This window comes from Pseudomonas sp. PLMAX, assembly GCF_046042685.1.
GTDB classification, from domain to species: Bacteria; Pseudomonadota; Gammaproteobacteria; order Pseudomonadales; family Pseudomonadaceae; genus Aquipseudomonas; species Aquipseudomonas putida_AE.
The window spans coordinates 5,438,414-5,454,733 of the sequence record NZ_CP064949.1; the positions used below are offsets into that span (position 1 = coordinate 5,438,414).

General features: G+C 60.6%; 15 protein-coding genes. 6 read left to right on the forward strand and 9 right to left on the reverse strand.

Annotated features, from left to right (window positions below):
* Positions 1 to 35 precede the first annotated feature (35 nt).
* Positions 36 to 1,055 (reverse strand): quinone-dependent dihydroorotate dehydrogenase, encoded by a 1,020-nt coding sequence (locus DKB71_RS24595; protein WP_323607092.1) that lies wholly within the window; start codon positions 1,053 to 1,055, stop codon positions 36 to 38.
* 229 nt (positions 1,056 to 1,284) lie between these two features.
* Here DKB71_RS24595 and DKB71_RS24600 point away from each other — a divergent pair, with 229 nt between their 5' ends.
* From DKB71_RS24600 to cobA, 5 genes are all read left to right on the forward strand, one after another.
* Positions 1,285 to 2,496, forward strand: a complete 1,212-nt coding sequence (locus DKB71_RS24600; protein ID WP_408598006.1) for a CmpA/NrtA family ABC transporter substrate-binding protein — start codon at positions 1,285 to 1,287, stop codon at positions 2,494 to 2,496.
* Positions 2,497 to 2,512: 16 nt separating this feature from the next.
* On the forward strand, positions 2,513 to 3,088 hold the full coding sequence (locus DKB71_RS24605; RefSeq protein WP_008056396.1) for an ANTAR domain-containing response regulator: 576 nt from the start codon (positions 2,513 to 2,515) through the stop codon (positions 3,086 to 3,088).
* A gap of 245 nt (positions 3,089 to 3,333) precedes the next feature.
* Positions 3,334 to 4,545, forward strand: coding sequence for a NarK/NasA family nitrate transporter (locus tag DKB71_RS24610; protein ID WP_274073182.1), 1,212 nt, complete (start codon positions 3,334 to 3,336; stop codon positions 4,543 to 4,545).
* 7 nt (positions 4,546 to 4,552) lie between these two features.
* Positions 4,553 to 6,223, forward strand: a complete 1,671-nt coding sequence (locus tag DKB71_RS24615) for a protein kinase domain-containing protein (RefSeq protein ID WP_408598009.1) — start codon at positions 4,553 to 4,555, stop codon at positions 6,221 to 6,223.
* Positions 6,224 to 6,274: 51 nt separating this feature from the next.
* Positions 6,275 to 7,042, forward strand: coding sequence for a uroporphyrinogen-III C-methyltransferase (cobA, locus tag DKB71_RS24620; protein ID WP_274073180.1), 768 nt, complete (start codon positions 6,275 to 6,277; stop codon positions 7,040 to 7,042).
* 102 nt (positions 7,043 to 7,144) lie between these two features.
* Here the strand turns inward: cobA and DKB71_RS24625 are convergent, their stop codons facing one another.
* The 8 genes from DKB71_RS24625 to ppsA all read right to left on the reverse strand — a co-directional run bounded on the left by DKB71_RS24625 (position 7,145) and on the right by ppsA (position 15,316).
* Positions 7,145 to 8,176: an OmpA family protein gene (locus tag DKB71_RS24625; protein WP_274073179.1), complete on the reverse strand. Its 1,032-nt coding sequence runs from the start codon at positions 8,174 to 8,176 to the stop codon at positions 7,145 to 7,147.
* Positions 8,177 to 8,283: 107 nt separating this feature from the next.
* A complete protein-coding gene (gene sigX / locus DKB71_RS24630; protein ID WP_075949123.1) occupies positions 8,284 to 8,874 on the reverse strand; it encodes an RNA polymerase sigma factor SigX in 591 nt (196 codons plus the stop codon).
* A 90-nt stretch (positions 8,875 to 8,964) separates the two neighbouring features.
* Entirely contained in the window at positions 8,965 to 9,789 is an 825-nt protein-coding gene (locus tag DKB71_RS24635; protein WP_007916401.1) for a mechanosensitive ion channel family protein, read from the reverse strand.
* Positions 9,790 to 9,791: 2 nt separating this feature from the next.
* Positions 9,792 to 10,040: a CrfX protein gene (locus DKB71_RS24640; protein ID WP_274073178.1), complete on the reverse strand. Its 249-nt coding sequence runs from the start codon at positions 10,038 to 10,040 to the stop codon at positions 9,792 to 9,794.
* A gap of 63 nt (positions 10,041 to 10,103) precedes the next feature.
* Positions 10,104 to 11,099, reverse strand: a complete 996-nt coding sequence (locus DKB71_RS24645; protein WP_408598013.1) for a zinc transporter ZntB — start codon at positions 11,097 to 11,099, stop codon at positions 10,104 to 10,106.
* Between the two features lie 22 nt (positions 11,100 to 11,121).
* On the reverse strand, positions 11,122 to 11,613 hold the full coding sequence (rraA, locus tag DKB71_RS24650; RefSeq protein ID WP_008061717.1) for a ribonuclease E activity regulator RraA: 492 nt from the start codon (positions 11,611 to 11,613) through the stop codon (positions 11,122 to 11,124).
* 137 nt (positions 11,614 to 11,750) lie between these two features.
* Positions 11,751 to 12,740 carry an alpha/beta fold hydrolase gene (locus tag DKB71_RS24655; RefSeq protein WP_408598015.1) on the reverse strand — a complete coding sequence of 330 codons (990 nt, stop codon included), beginning with the start codon at positions 12,738 to 12,740 and terminating at the stop codon, positions 11,751 to 11,753.
* Positions 12,741 to 12,940: 200 nt separating this feature from the next.
* Positions 12,941 to 15,316 carry a phosphoenolpyruvate synthase gene (gene ppsA / locus DKB71_RS24660; protein ID WP_274073175.1) on the reverse strand — a complete coding sequence of 792 codons (2,376 nt, stop codon included), beginning with the start codon at positions 15,314 to 15,316 and terminating at the stop codon, positions 12,941 to 12,943.
* Positions 15,317 to 15,490: 174 nt separating this feature from the next.
* On the opposite strand from ppsA, the gene DKB71_RS24665 reads away from it, so the two are divergent.
* Positions 15,491 to 16,309, forward strand: coding sequence for a pyruvate, water dikinase regulatory protein (locus tag DKB71_RS24665; RefSeq protein WP_008048584.1), 819 nt, complete (start codon positions 15,491 to 15,493; stop codon positions 16,307 to 16,309).
* Positions 16,310 to 16,320: the final 11 nt, after the last annotated feature.

The window sequence follows — 16,320 nt, forward strand, 5'->3', positions numbered from 1 at the left end:
GATCGCAGCCTGCGGCAGCTCCTACAGGGACCGGGTTATCTCAGGGCAGCGATGGCGTCTACCGACTCGCGGATGAGCGCCGGGCCCTTGTAGATGAAGCCCGAGTAGATCTGCACCAGGCTCGCACCCGCGGTGATTTTCTCCGCTGCGTGTTTGCCTTCGGTGATACCGCCCGCTGCAATGATCGGCAAGCGCCCACCCAACTCCGAAGCCAGCACCTTCACGGTGTTCGTGCTCTTGTCACGCACCGGTGCGCCGGACAGACCGCCCGCCTCGTCACCGTGTTCCATGCCTTCGACGCCCACGCGACTCAGGGTGGTGTTGGTGGCGATGACCGCGTCCATCCCGGTTTCGATCAACGCTTGCGCAACCTGCGCGGTTTCTTCGTCGGTCATGTCCGGGGCGATCTTGATCGCCAGCGGCACGTGTTTGCCATGGCGCAGCGCCAGTTCGGCCCGACGGGTGGCGAGGTCCGCCAGCAGCTGCTTGAGCGAGTCACCGAACTGCAGGCTGCGCAGGCCCGGGGTATTGGGCGAGCTGACGTTGACCGTCACATAGCTGGCATGGGCATAGACCTTGTCCAGGCAGATCAGGTAGTCGTCGACCGCACGCTCGACCGGAGTGTCGAAGTTCTTGCCGATATTGATGCCCAGCACGCCCTTGTATTTGGCGGCCGCCACGCGGGCCAGCAGGTGATCGACGCCCAGGTTGTTGAAGCCCATGCGGTTGATGATCGCCTCGGCCTCCGGCAGACGGAACAACCGCGGTTTCGGATTGCCCGGTTGCGGACGCGGGGTAATGGTGCCGATTTCGACGAAACCAAAACCCAATTGTGCAAAACCGTCGATGGCGGCGCCGTTCTTATCGAGACCGGCGGCCAGGCCCACCGGGTTCGGGAACTCCAGGCCCATGACGTTCACCGGCAATCTTGCCGGGGCCTTGCACAGCAAACCGTTGAGCCCCAGACGCCCGCCCGCGCCGATCAGGTCCAGGGACAGATCGTGGGAGGTTTCCGGGGAAAGTTTGAACAACAGCTGACGGGCCAGGGTGTACATGGGCGGATTTGACTCGATTGGCGGCGAAATGAGGCGGCGATTATACCCGCGCATCGGGGTCGCAAGCGAGGCGCGCGACAAAATCAGCGGGCGATGGCATATGCCTTGCACCAGCACAGGCATCAGCACGCAGGCCAACGGCGGAATGCGTGCCAGGACAATGGCGTCGTCAGCCGGCCCTGCTCTTGCGGGGTCCGGGACGACGTTTTTTTTGGAAGGTGCGAAATCGATGAACGAACCCTCATTCGGCCCCCTGGCCTGGGTCAATGGCAGCGACGCTCCGGAAAAGAGCGAAATCAACCTCGGCTTCATGGCCCTGAGCGACTGCGCTTCGGTGGTGGTCGCCGCCACCCAGGGCTTCGCCCAGCCCTATGGACTGACCTTGAACCTCAAGCGCCAGTCGTCCTGGGCCAACCTGCGGGACAAACTGGTCAGCGGCGAACTCGATGCCGCCCACAGCCTGTACGGCTTGATCTATGCCGTGCACCTGGGCATCGGCGGCGTGGCCCCCACCGACATGGCGGTGCTCATGGGCCTGAACCAGAACGGCCAGAGCATCAATCTCTCCCACGGCCTGCAGGCCGCCGGCGTGACCAGTCCTGAAGCATTGGACCGGCACGTGCACCAAAGTCGCCCAAAACTGACCTTCGCCCAGACCTTTCCCACCGGCACCCATGCCATGTGGTTGTACTACTGGCTGGCGAGCCAGGGCATTCATCCGCTGCACGACGTCGACAGCGTGGTGGTGCCGCCACCGCAAATGGTCGCGCACCTGCAGGCCGGGCGCATCGACGGCTTTTGCGTCGGCGAGCCCTGGGCCGACAGCGCAGTGAAACAGGACCTCGGGTTTACCCTGGCCACGTCCCAGGCCATCTGGCCCGACCACCCGGAAAAAGTCCTCGGCTGTACACGCGCCTTTGTCGAGCAATACCCCAACACTGCCCGCGCGTTGGTGATGGCGATTCTCGAAGCCAGCCGCTTCATCGACGACAGCAGCGAAAATCGCCGCAGTACCGCGCAATTACTCAGCGCACCGCAGTACCTCGATGCGCCGCTGGCGTGCATCGAACCGCGGTTGCTGGGCGACTACGCCGACGGCCTGGGCAATCAATGGCAAGACCCGCACGCCCTGCGCTTCCATGGGCAGGGGGAAGTCAACCTGCCGTACCTGTCCGATGGCATGTGGTTCATGACCCAGTTTCGTCGCTGGGGCCTGTTGCGCGACGACCCCGATTACCTCGCCGTAGCCCGCCAGGTGCAACAACTAGGCTTATACCGTGAAGCCGCCAGCGCCGTCGGTGTCGCCGCCCCGGGCAACGAGATGCGCAGCAGCCAGTTGATCGACGGCAAGGTCTGGGACGGTTCGGACCCGGCCGGTTATGCCCGCGGCTTCAAGCTGAACGCCTTGAGCGACAGCTCGCCCCTTCTCGCCAGCCGCTGAACAGGAGACTGCGAACATGTTGCGTATCCTGCTGATCAACGACACCGCGAAAAAAGTCGGACGCCTGAAAGCCGCCCTCACCGAGGCCGGTTTCGAGGTCATCGACGAATCCGGGCTGACCATCGACCTGCCCGAACGCGTCGAAACGGTGCGCCCGGACGTGATCCTGATCGATACCGAGTCACCGAGCCGCGATGTCATGGAGCAAGTGGTGCTGGTCAGCCGCGACCAACCACGGCCGATCGTGATGTTTACCGACGAACACGACCCCGATGTGATGCGCCAGGCGATCAAGTCCGGGGTCAGTGCCTACATCGTCGAAGGCATTCACGCACAGCGCCTGCAACCGATTCTCGACGTGGCCATGGCACGCTTCGAAAGCGACCAGGCCCTGCGCGCACAACTGCACGCCCGCGACCAGCAACTGGCCGAGCGCAAGCGCATCGAGCTGGCCAAAGGGCTGCTGATGAAGATGAAGGACTGCAACGAAGAAGAGGCCTACACCCTGATGCGTCGCCAGGCGATGAGCCGCCAGCAGAAGCTGATCCAGGTGGCGGAGCAGATCATTGCCATGAGTGAGTTGTTGGGCTGAACGGCAAAAGATCGCAGCCTTCGGCAGCTCCTACAGGGGTAGGCATTCCAATTGTAGGAGCTGCCGCAGGCTGCGATCTTTTCGGTTGGCACAGATCTCGCTAGGTATTCACTACAGGTAACCAACGGCGGTTGCCCCACCTACGACAAAGACGTCGCTCACCTCATTTGCCCCATGGCGAATCAGGTGGCGGCGTTTTTTTTGTTTTGGCCCCCGTTCGAGACTCCTATCAGCTGAGGTGCGCGATGAATTCAAGCTTCTGGAAATCCGGCCACACCCCGACACTGTTCGCGGCCTTCCTCTATTTCGACCTGAGCTTCATGGTCTGGTACCTGCTCGGCCCGCTGGCCGTACAGATCGCCGGCGACCTGCACCTGACCACCCAGCAACGCGGGATGGTCGTCGCCACGCCGATTCTGGCCGGCGCGGTACTGCGCTTTGCGATGGGCATGCTGGCTGATCGCCTGTCACCCAAGACCGCCGGCCTGATCGGCCAGGTGATCGTCATCTGTGCGCTGTTCGGCGCCTGGAAACTGGGCATCCACAGCTACGAGCAAGCCTTGCTGCTGGGGCTGTTCCTCGGCATGGCCGGCGCGTCCTTCGCCGTCGCCCTGCCTTTGGCATCGCAGTGGTACCCGCCGCAACATCAGGGCAAGGCCATGGGCATCGCCGGGGCCGGTAACTCCGGCACCGTACTGGCGGCGCTGATAGCACCGGTGCTGGCTGCTGCCTTTGGCTGGAGCAACGTGTTCGGCTTTGCGCTGATCCCATTGATCCTGACGCTGATCGTCTTCGCCTGGCTGGCGAAAAACGCGCCTGAGCGACCAAAAGCCAAGTCCATGGCCGATTACTTCAAGGCCTTGGGCGACCGCGACAGCTGGTGGTTCATGTTTTTCTACAGCGTGACCTTCGGTGGTTTCATCGGCCTGGCCAGCGCCCTGCCCGGTTACTTCAACGACCAATACGGCCTGAGCCCGGTCACTGCCGGTTACTACACCGCAGCCTGTGTATTCGGCGGCAGCCTGATGCGGCCGCTGGGCGGCGCCCTGGCCGATCGCTTCGGTGGCATTCGCACCCTGCTCGCGATGTACACCGTCGCGGCCATCTGCATCGCGGCCGTTGGATTCAACTTGCCGAGTTCCTATGCCGCACTGGCCCTGTTCGTGTGCACCATGCTCGGCTTGGGTGCAGGCAACGGCGCGGTGTTCCAGTTGGTACCCCAGCGTTTCCGTCGCGAGATCGGCGTGATGACCGGGCTGATCGGCATGGCCGGCGGCATCGGTGGCTTTGCCCTGGCAGCCGGCATGGGCGCGATCAAGCAGAGCACCGGCAGCTACCAGATGGCCTTGTGGTTGTTCGCCAGCCTGGGAGTGCTCGCCTGGTTCGGCCTGCATGGCGTAAAACGCCGCTGGAGGACAACCTGGGGTTCGGCCGCCGTGACGGCTGCACGGGTCTGACAGCGCGATGAGCCTGCAACTGAGTTTTGCCCAAGCCAGCGCCATCGGCCCGCGCGAAGAGAACCAGGATGCCTTGCGCCTGGTCACGCCGGCCCCGGCGCTGGCGGCCAGCAAGGGCTTCCTGTTCGCCATCGCCGACGGCGTCAGCCAGTGCGCCGATGGCGGCCTGGCGGCTCGCTCGACCTTGCAGGCCCTGGCCCTGGATTACTACGCCACGCCGGAAACCTGGGGGGTTGCCCAGGCCCTGGATCGCTTGCTGCTGGCGCAAAACCGCTGGTTGCAGGCCAACGGCGCAGGCCAACCGCTGCTGACCACCGTCAGCGCCCTGGTCCTGCGTGGCCGGCGTTTTACCCTGGCCCATGTCGGCGATTGCCGAGTCTATCGCTGGCACGCCGGGCAGTTGCAGCGGGTCAGCGAAGACCACGTCTGGGACCAACCGGGCATGCAGCACGTACTCAAGCGCGCACTGGGACTGGATCAGCACCTGGTGCTGGATTTCCTCGATGGCGAGCTGCGCACCGATGAAAGCTTCGTGCTGCTCAGCGACGGCGTGTGGGCGGTCCTGGGTGACACTGCCATTGCGGCGATCCTGCGCGATCAACCGGACCTTGACAGCGCCGCGCAAACCCTGGTCAACGCCGCGCACCTGGCGGGGAGCCAGGACAACGCCAGCGCCTTGCTGGTGCGCGTCGATGCCCTGGGTGAAGCGAGTATCGGCGATGCCTTGATCCATCTGCAGCAATGGCCGCTGCCACCGGCACTGAAACCGGGGCAGGTTTTCGAAGGCTGGCAGATTGAAGGGATTCTCGGCCAGAGCCAGCAATCGTTGCTTTATCGGGTACGCGACATCCAACAACAACCCTGGTTGCTGAAAACCCTGCCCGCGCGCTTGCACGACGATCATCAGGCCGGACAAGCACTGCTGTCCGAAGAGTGGTTCCTCAAGCGCGTGGCCGGGCGGCACTTTCCTGAAGTGCATGCGGCCAGCCAGCGTCAGCATCTGTACTACGTGATGCGTGAGTATCCGGGCTCGACCCTGGCGCAACTGCAGGAGCAGATCGGGCCCTTGCCCCTGGCGCAGTGGCAGGATGTGGCGGAACGCCTGCTGCGAGCGGTCGGCCTGCTGCATCGACGGCAGATCCTGCATCGCGATATCAAGCCGCAGAACCTGCTGTCTGGGGACGACGGCGAGCTGCGCCTGCTGGATTTCGGCCTCGCCTACTGCCCCGGCCTGTCTGAGGATCAACCCAGCGCCCTGCCGGGAACCCCCAGCTATATCGCCCCGGAAGCCTTCCGCGGTGACGCACCCACGCCGCAACAGGACCTGTATGCGGTGGGGGTGACTTTGTATTTTTTGCTCACCGGGCAGTATCCCTACGGTGAGATAGAAGCCTTTCAACGCCCCCGGTTCGGCGTGCCGGTCAGTGCCAGTCGCTACCGCCCCGACCTGCCGGATTGGCTGGCGCAAAGCCTGGAACGCGCGGTGGCCGCAGACCCGGCCCAGCGCTTTGAAACGGCAGAGGAATGGTTGCGGCTGCTGGAACAGGGGGAGCGACACAGCTTAAGCGTACGGCCCAGGCCTTTGCTGGAACGCGAACCGCTGAAGGTGTGGCGCACATTGGCCCTGCTGTCGCTGGTGGCGAACCTGGCGCTGCTGTTCCTGGTGTTCCATGGCTGAGCCTGTCTTGCCTTTTAAACCGATCATCGTCATTTCGTGAGGAAAAACCCTATGAACGCAAAAGTCTGGCTGGTGGGCGCGGGACCCGGTGATCCTGAACTGCTGACCCTCAAGGCGGTGCGCGCATTAAAAGAAGCGGATGTGGTGCTGATCGATGACCTGGTCAATGGCGCGATTCTCGAACACTGCCCTGAGGCACGGATCGTGGCCGTGGGCAAACGCGGTGGTTGCCGCTCCACGCCGCAAGCGTTCATTCATCGCCTGATGCTGCGTTACGCCCGGCAGGGCAAATGCGTGGTACGACTCAAGGGGGGTGACCCGTGCATCTTCGGGCGTGGTGGCGAAGAAGCCCAGTGGCTGCGCGAGCGCGGAGTCGAGGTCGAACTGGTCAATGGCATCACAGCTGGGCTCGCAGGCGCTACGCAATGCGATATCCCACTGACCCTGCGCGGTGTGGCGCGCGGTGTGACGCTGGTTACCGCCCATACCCAGGACGGCAGCAGCCTGAACTGGCAGGCACTGGCCCAGGGCGGTACGACCCTGGTGATCTACATGGGTGTGGCCAAACTCAGCGAAATCCGCGAGCAGCTGTTGGCCGGCGGGATGGCGGCGGACACGCCGGTGGCGATGATCGAAAACGCTTCATTGCCCCATCAGCGGGAATGCAGGAGTGATCTGACAGGCATGGAGGAAGATGCCTACGCCTTTGAGTTGAAAAGCCCGGCCATTCTGGTAATCGGCGCTGTCGCGGCCCGCGAGGAAAATCTAAAGATCGCTGCCTTCGGCAGCTCCTACAGGTTGAACGCAGAGTTTGTGTAGGAGCTGCCGCAGGCTGCGATCTTTTCACACCACACAAATCCTCAAATCGCAGACAAAGAAAAGCCCGGCCTGAGCCGGGCTTTTCTCGTAGCTGCGAGCTAATTACTTAGCTTGAGCTTCAACCTGCGCTTCTACGCGACGGTTTACAGCACGGCCAGCGTCAGTAGCGTTGTCAGCAACTGGGCGGGATTCGCCGTAGCCAACAGACTGAACGCGGGACGATTCAACACCGTACTGGTTGGTCAGAACCTGCTTAACGGCGTTTGCACGACGCTCGGACAGTTTCTGGTTGTAAGCGTCAGGACCGACGGAGTCAGTGTGACCTTCAACAGTGGTGCTGGTGGATGGGTACTGCTTCATGAAGTCAGCCAGGTTCTTGATGTCGCCGTAGCTGTTAGGCTTGACTACCGACTTGTCGAAGTCGAATTTCACGTCCAGCTCAACACGAACAACTTCAGCAACTGCTGGGCAGCCATCAGCGTCAACAGTTACGTTGGCTGGGGTGTCCGGGCACTTGTCAACGTTGTCGCAAACGCCATCGTTGTCGCTGTCGGAGCAAACTTCTGGAGCTGGAACTGGAGCAGGAGCTGGTTTGGAGCCGCCACCGAAGTTCACACCGATACCGACGCTAGGAGCCCACTCGGTGTTGCCCTGGTCGATGTTGTATTGAGCTTCAACGCCAGCACGGGCGTAGAAGTTCTCGGTGAAGTACAGCTTGGCACCGCCGCCAACGTTGGCGAAGGTGGAGTGGTTACGACCGCCCGAACCGTTCTGGTCGATGCTCTGGTGGGAGAAACCGCCGGAGAGGTACGGACGAACCATGTCGCCTGGGTTGTTGAAGTGGTACAGGCCGTCCAGAGCTGCGTTCGAGCCCTTCACGTCCTGGCCATCATCGGTAACGGCGTTGTGGACTTCGTCGTAGGACAGACGCAGTTCAACGTCGTCAGTCAGGAAGTAACCGATCGAACCGCCCGGCAGGATACCGTCGTTCTTGAAGTTACGGTCGCTATCGAAATACTGCTTCTTTGCGTAGCCTTCGATTTCAACTGCGCCTTGGCCCTGTGCCAGAGCGCCGAACGAAGTGGCGGCAATAAGAGAACCAATGGCCAAGCCCAAGGTGTTTTTCAGTTTCATCCGTTAAATCCCCATCTGGTGATTGTGAAGCAGTCCCGCAAACCGGGGGACAACTCGGCAGCAAGTCTATCAGAACTTGCCTACACGTAAGAGATATTTGCGCTGAACTAAGTTTCAGCAATGCCTGCAAATTTCTCACGCAATTTATCTAGAGCGCGTTTGTACCGCATTTTTGTTGCGCTCAAGCCCATGTGCATGATGTCTGCGATCTCCTGAAACTCCAGCTCTGCGACAAATCGTAGCACCAAAATTTCGCGGTCAATCGGGTTCACATACACTAACCAACGATCAAGTCCACCCTTCTCCTCGGGTTTCGGCGCCTTTTCTTCGGACGCTTCCTCGAGGGGGTCAAGACTCAATGCGTCCATCAATCGACGCTTTCGCCTTTCCTTTCGATACTGCGTAATGCACTCGTTGTACGTGATGCTATATAGCCATGTCTTGAACTTCGATTTGCCCTCGAAGTTCTTCAGGCCATACAGCACCTTCAACATGACCTCCTGACAGACATCATCAGCGTCGCGATCGTTCCCGAGATACCTTGCACAGACGTTAAATAATGTTCGTTGGTAACGCCGCATCAGTTCTTCATAAGCGCGCGTCACGTGAAACAGCTCGGTATGCGAGCGCGCGACCAACTCCTCATCAGAGAGCTCGCGGGGGTCGTAGCGCATGGATAGCGATTGGGCTTTATTCAAAACAAGTCGTGCCGACAGTCAGGTCAATGTCCGCCGCAGCCAGCATCAGGCGGCATTTTACGGCGGCATACATTAGCAGGGTTTGCCGGGTTAGCGGCTACTCACATGCTGCTCGAGGAGGATCCGATTGGAAAGAGAGACTAGCTCACCCTCATCGGTCAGCAATGTGGTTTTAACCGTGCCGATCTCTTCGATCTGCCCTTCGACCTCTCCAACTCGCACTTGTTGCCCAACCTGGTACAACTCACGCACATAGATTCCCGCAAGAATCTGACCGGCAATTTCCCGGCTTCCCAGCCCCATGGCCAGCGCAACCGCCAGACCAACGGTTATCAATACGATCACGATCACGTGGTTGAGCAGGTCAGTCTTGACCTCCAACTGACTGATCGCGACCGAGATACTGATGATGATCACCAGGCCCTGGGCAATTCTCCCAAGTCCGGAAGCGTAGTCCAGTCCTACGCCTTCTGCCGCACCGCGTACCAGGCCATTGGCCAGTTGCGCCAGCAGGACACCCACCAGCAGCACCAGCGCCGCGCCGAATACTTTCGGCAAATACAACGCAAGCATATCCAGCGTAGCTGAAACTCTCTCAAGTCCAAGGGATTCTGCGGCAGAAACCAGAAAAATAAGCAGAACGAACCAATAGACGATTTTGCCGATCAGCGTCGAGATGGGGACTTGAAGCCCGGCGCGGGACATCAACTTGGTCAAACCGGTACCGCCCATCAGGCGATCCAGACCCAGTTTGGCGAGCAATTTGGACAACAGGGTGTCCAGCAGCTTGGCCACGACAAACCCTAGCAGGAGCACAACCAGTGCGCCAAACAGGTTCGGAATGAAGTTCGCGACCTTGGTCCATAACGCAGTCATTGCAGTGACGAGGCTCTGTGTCCAGAGATCAAGTTCCATATTCAATCAGCCTTATCAGCAGTGCGAGCGGTAGGTTTACGAAGTCGGGAGACCGGCGTGACATGGGCCGAGCCGTTATTGAGGGCGATCATCAGGGCGGGCAGCCAGCGGCCCAGCAGGCTGAACAAATCACCGGCGCCAACCTGGCGATTGGCGGTTTTCAGGACACGTCCCAGGCACGCATCGTCGTCCCGGGTGGACGGTGATGCATTGAGCATGTCGCGCAAAGACTGTTCAAACGGATCGTGCATACGCACCTCTCGTGATGTCTGTGAAAGACGCGGTCAAATTTGCCCGGGTCACATGGCGCATTTTCAAACCCAGCGCAAACGTCGGAATAACCACCACTGCCCAAGCGCCACCGAGATCATCAGCAGGCAGGCGACGAGGAAGCCATAGGGGCTTTCTGAAAATGGAATGCCTCCGACGTTGATCCCCAGAAGACCGGTCAGAAAACTCATTGGCAAAAATATCCCGGTGATGATGCCGAAGCGATACATCGTGCGGTTCATGCGCACGCTCAATCGTCGGTCTTCAGCCTCCAGGACCAGCCCCACCCGCTCCCGCGTCAATTCAAGCTCTTCCAGATAGCGGGTCAGGCTGTTGTTCAATTCGTTCCAGTAATCGCCGTCGTCCTCGACGAACCAGGGCAGCTTGATCCGCGTCAGTTGACCAAAAATGTCCCGTTGCGGAGCGAGAAAGCGCTTCAACGCAGCGGCCCGGCGACGGATCTGTAAAACGGCGCCGTGCTCGGGCGTGTACCGTTCGTCGGAATCCAGCTTTTCTTCTTCCTCATCGACCACTTCCGAGAGGCAGCTGACCAGGTCCTGCACCTTGTTGGTGAGGTACTGGGCCATGTAGAGAATGAGTTCGGAAGCGGTTTTCGGCCCCTTGCCCTCCTCCAGCTGCACCAGCAGTTCTTCTGTGGCGCGCAACGGACGCAAGCGCAGGGAAATCACCCGCTGGGCGGAGGCGAAGATCCGCACCGACACCATGTCTTCAGGCTCGGCCCCCGGATTGAGGTTGACCCCGCGTAAAAACAGCAACAGTTCGCTGTCCGAAAGCGCGAGAAGACGCGGGCGGGTGTTTTCTTCCAGCAGGAGGTCGCAGCTGAACTCACTCAGGCCACTGGACTTGCGCAGCCAGGTCTGGGTCTGCGGGTGACTGCGATCCCAGTGCAGCCACAGGCTTTCGTGAGCCTGCAGCTGCAATTCGTCGAGTTCTGTCCGGGCTATCGAACGCGCACCGCCTTTACCGTCCAGCACCAGGGCATGTACCAGCCCCCACTGCACGTTTTCTTCCTCGAACATCCGCATTCCTTGGCTCAAAAAATTACTCAGGCATCTTCAGCGGGCTGGGCGAGACGATCACGCCGTTGTTGTCCGCATAGATGTAGTGGCCAGGATGGAAGGTCACGCCGGCGAAGGTCACGGCAACGTTCAGGTCGCCAATGCCGCGCTTGTCGGTTTTCATCGGGTGGCTGGCCAATGCCTGGACCCCCAGGTCGGTTTGCGCGATGACGTCGACATCGCGGATGCAACCGTAGATCACCAACCCTTCCCAGCCGTTTTTTGCGGCTTTCTCGGCGATCATGTCGCCCAGCAATGCGCGGCGCAGGGAGCCGCCGCCATCGACTACCAACACCTTGCCATTACCCTTGAGCTCGGCTTGCTCCTTGACCAGCGAGTTGTCTTCGAAGCACTTGATGGTCACGATCTCGCCGCCGAAGGAATCCCGGCCACCGAAATTGCTGAACATCGGTTCCAGCACCTGCACCAGTTCCGGATAGGCGTCGCACAGGTCAGGCGTGAGGTAATGGTTCATCGAGAAACTCCTGTAAAGAGGAAGAAAGCACGAACATCACTACTGATTCAGTCACGGAAAATGACCGGAACAGCTCAATGCGTCATATCTTAGCCGCATGCCGACCAGAGCGAAATGCCCTTGATAGAGCGTCCAGCTTAGATCGCCGCGGCCAAATCCGCTTGATCACCGAGCAATGGCCTGTGCTGATCGGTCAACCAGCGCGCTACCAGGGGCCAGACTTCAGCCTGGGCGGCCTTGCTGACCAACATTTCCACATGACCGAAATTATCGGCAAAACCCTGCTCGCGTCCCAGGTTGATAAATTGCTTGTGCTCGGAACCCAACTGATCGAACAACTTGCGACACGCCCAGGCCGGGTCCTGATGATCGCCTGCGGCGCTCACCGCCAGCACTGGCATCCTGACCTCGGCCAGCCCCGCCCACCAGTCCTTGTCGGCGTCGCCAAAGCGCCCGAACAGACCGTACCAGCGCATGCTTTCCAGGGCCAGGCCGATCGGCTCGTCCTCCGGGCCACGCTTGAGCCGTGAACCGGACAGCTGGGCAAAGCGCTTGAGGATGAAACGACCGCTCCATTCCACCGGTGGAATCTTCAGCGGCCAGTAGGTGCGGCTGACTTGCGTGCCAAAAAACGCCGCGGAAGCGACCACGGGTTCGCCAATGTATTCACCCCCCAGCGCGGCCGCCAGGGTAATGCCGCCCAGCGAATGGCCGATCCAGTGCGGGACCTGGCCGCTCTGCTCGCGCACGAAGGCGCCAATGGCGGGCAGATCGTATCGCGCGTAGTCGGCAACACGGTTCTTGCGATAGTTCTGGTTGCGCTGGGACAGGCCGTGACCGCGCATTTCCGCGATCCAGACATCGAACCCCAGGCGCGTCAGATAGGCACCCAGGCCCAGCCCCTTGGGGGAGAACCAGAAACGTCGATTGGAAAAACTGCCGTGCAACAGGATCACCGGCACGCCACGGGACGCCGGTTCATCAGCCATGCCGAGGCGCGTCACCGCCAGCTCTACGGTGCCGTCGGGGCTGTTACCGGGTTTCAGCCGATAGACATCTTCGCTCAGATCGCCGCGCCGCTCGGCACTGATCAGGGCGACAGGAAACAGGTTGCTGCTGCTTTGCATAATCTCTTGCACAAAAAAGGGCGGCATCCGGAGGAGCCCGCCCTACTTGAAATCTCAAAACAGACCGCCCCTTTGTAGGAGCGAGCTTGCTCGCGATGGACTCCAGGACAACGCGTTTATCCAGGATAAGCGCGTCATCGTTGACGTCCATCGCGAGCGAGCTCGCTCCTACAGAGAGAGAGCGGCCCGTTCACACCGGATCAGGCCTGCGCCTGACCCTCAGCCAGGAAGAACCAGGTTTCCAGAACGGAATCGGGGTTCAACGAAACGCTTTCGATGCCCTGTTCCATCAGCCACTTGGCCAGGTCCGGGTGGTCCGAAGGACCCTGGCCGCAGATGCCGATGTACTTGCCAGCCTTGTTGCAGGCGGCAATGGCGTTGGCCAGCAGCTTCTTCACCGCCGGGTTACGCTCGTCGAACAGGTGCGCGATGATCCCGGAGTCACGGTCCAGGCCCAGGGTGAGCTGGGTCAGGTCGTTGGAGCCGATGGAGAAGCCGTCGAAGAACTCGAGGAACTCTTCCGCCAGGATCGCGTTGGACGGCAGTTCGCACATCATGATGATGCGCAGACCGTTGTCGCCACGGGCCAGGCCGTTTTCGGCCAGCAGATCGATCACCTGGCTGGCTTCGCCCAGGGTACGGACGAACGGCACCATGATTTCGACGTTGGTCAGGCCCATCTCGTTGCGCACGCGCTTGAGGGCACGGCACTCGAGTTCGAAGCAGTCACGGAACGATTCGCTGATGTAACGCGAAGCGCCGCGGAAGCCCAGCATCGGGTTTTCTTCTTCCGGCTCGTAGAGCTTGCCGCCGATCAGGTTGGCGTATTCGTTGGACTTGAAGTCCGACAGGCGCACGATGACCTTTTTCGGCGTGAACGCTGCAGCCAGGGTGCTGATGCCCTCGACCAGTTTGTCGACATAGAAGTCGACCGGATCGTTGTAACCGGCGATGCGCTTGTCGACGCTTTCCTTGATGTCCTGCGGCAGACCGTCGTAGTTCAACAGCGCTTTGGGGTGCACACCAATCATGCGGTTGATGATGAATTCCAGGCGGGCCAGGCCCACACCGGCGTTCGGCAGCTGGGCGAAGTCGAAGGCGCGGTCGGGGTTGCCGACGTTCATCATGATCTTGAACGGCAGGTCCGGCATGGCGTCCACGGAGTTCTTCTTGATGTCGAAGCCCAATTCGCCTTCGAAGATGAAACCGGTGTCGCCTTCAGCGCAGGAAACGGTCACGCCCTGGCCGTCTTTCAACAGCTGGGTGGCGTTGCCGCAACCGACCACGGCCGGGATGCCCAGCTCACGGGCGATGATCGCCGCGTGGCAGGTACGGCCGCCACGGTTGGTGACGATGGCGCTGGCGCGCTTCATGACCGGTTCCCAGTCCGGGTCGGTCATGTCGGACACCAGTACGTCGCCTGGCTGGACCTTGTCCATCTCGGACACGTCCTTGATGATGCGGACCTTGCCGGCGCCGATGCGCTGGCCAATGGCACGACCTTCGACCAGGACGGTGCCGGTCTCTTTCAACAGGTAACGTTCCATGACGTTGGCCTGGGTGCGGCTCTTCACGGTTTCCGGACGGGCCTGCACGATGTACAGCTTGCCGTCGTCACCGTCCTTGGCCCATTCGATGTCCATCGGGCACTTGTAGTGCTTTTCGATGATCATCGCCTGCTTGGCCAGCTCGCTGACTTCGGCGTCGGTCAGGCAGAAACGCGCGCGTTCGGCCTTGTCGACGTCGACGGTCTTGACCGAACGACCGGCCTTGGCCTCGTCGCCGTAGATCATCTTGATGGCTTTGCTGCCCAGGTTGCGGCGCAGGATCGCAGGGCGACCGGCGGCCAGAGTGCCTTTGTGGACGTAGAACTCATCCGGGTTCACCGCGCCTTGTACGACGGTTTCACCCAGGCCGTAGGCGCCGGTGATGAACACCACGTCACGGAAACCCGACTCGGTGTCGAGGGTGAACATCACGCCGGCAGTGCCGGTTTCGGAGCGGACCATGCGCTGCACACCAGCCGACAGGGCGACCAGCTTGTGGTCGAAGCCCTGGTGCACGCGGTAGGAAATGGCGCGGTCGTTGAACAGGGAAGCGAACACCTCTTTGGCGGCGCGAATGACGTTTTCGACACCACGGATGTTCAGGAAGGTTTCCTGCTGGCCGGCGAAGGAAGCATCCGGCAGGTCTTCGGCGGTAGCGGAAGAGCGCACGGCCACGGCCATGTCAGGGTTGCCGGCGGACAGCGTGGCGAACGCGGTGCGGATTTCGGCATTCAGTTTTTCCGGGAACTCGGCTTCCATGATCCATTGGCGGATCTGGGCACCGGTCTTGGCCAAGGCATTGACATCGTCGACGTCCAGGGCGTCGAGGGCGGCATGGATCTGATCGTTCAGGCCGCTCAGTTCGAGGAAATCACGATATGCCTGAGCGGTCGTGGCGAAGCCACCGGGCACCGATACACCGGCACCCGCAAGATTGCTGATCATCTCGCCCAGGGATGCGTTCTTGCCCCCCACGTGCTCAACGTCGTCTTTGCCGAGCTTGTCGAGGGAAACTACGTACTCTACCAAGGTGATCTCTCCACTAACTGTGTTGGAAAAGCTCAGAAACCGGCGGCTCAAAGGAGCGTTTGCCAGTTGTATGGCCTGGACCTGGAAAATAAGTGAGAATGCGGGCCATTGGCGGCCGGCAAATCGCGCCTATCATATCCAAGATTCGTCACTAGCTTAAGGCCCAAGGTGCAAATGAAACGATCTGCTTTCTTTATCTCCGATGGCACGGGCATTACCGCCGAAACCCTCGGCCAAAGCCTTTTGGCGCAGTTCGAAAACATTACCTTCAGCAAAGTCACGCGGCCGTACATCGACAACGTGGACAAAGCGCGGGCCATGGTACAACAAATCAACAAAGCCGCCGAAACCGACGGCTTCCGTCCGATTATCTTCGATACCATCGTCAATCAGGACATTCGTGAGATCCTCGCGACTTCCAATGGTTTCATGATCGACATTTTCTCGACCTTCCTGGCGCCCCTTGAACAGGAACTGACCGAGCATTCTTCCTATACCGTGGGCAAATCCCACTCCATCGGTGCCAACACCAATTACATGGAGCGTATCGAGGCGGTGAACTTCGCCCTCGACAACGACGACGGTGCCCGCACGCATTATTACGACAAGGCCGACCTGATCCTGGTCGGCGTATCGCGCTGCGGCAAGACCCCGACCTGCCTGTACATGGCCATGCAATTCGGCATCCGCGCGGCCAACTACCCGCTGACCGAAGACGACATGGAGCGCCTGCAACTGCCCAGCGCCCTGCGTGCCCACCAGCACAAGCTGTTTGGCCTGACCATCGACCCGGACCGCCTCACCGCGATCCGCAACGAGCGCAAGCCCAACAGCCGCTATTCGAGCTACGCCCAGTGCGAATTCGAAGTGCGCGAGGTGGAAAACCTGTTCCGCCGCGAGAACATTCCGAACATCAACTCCACGCATTTTTCCGTGGAAGAGATCTCCGCGAAGATTCTTGTGGAGAAAGGTGTGGAGCGGCGCTTCAAGTAGTTTGTAGCGCC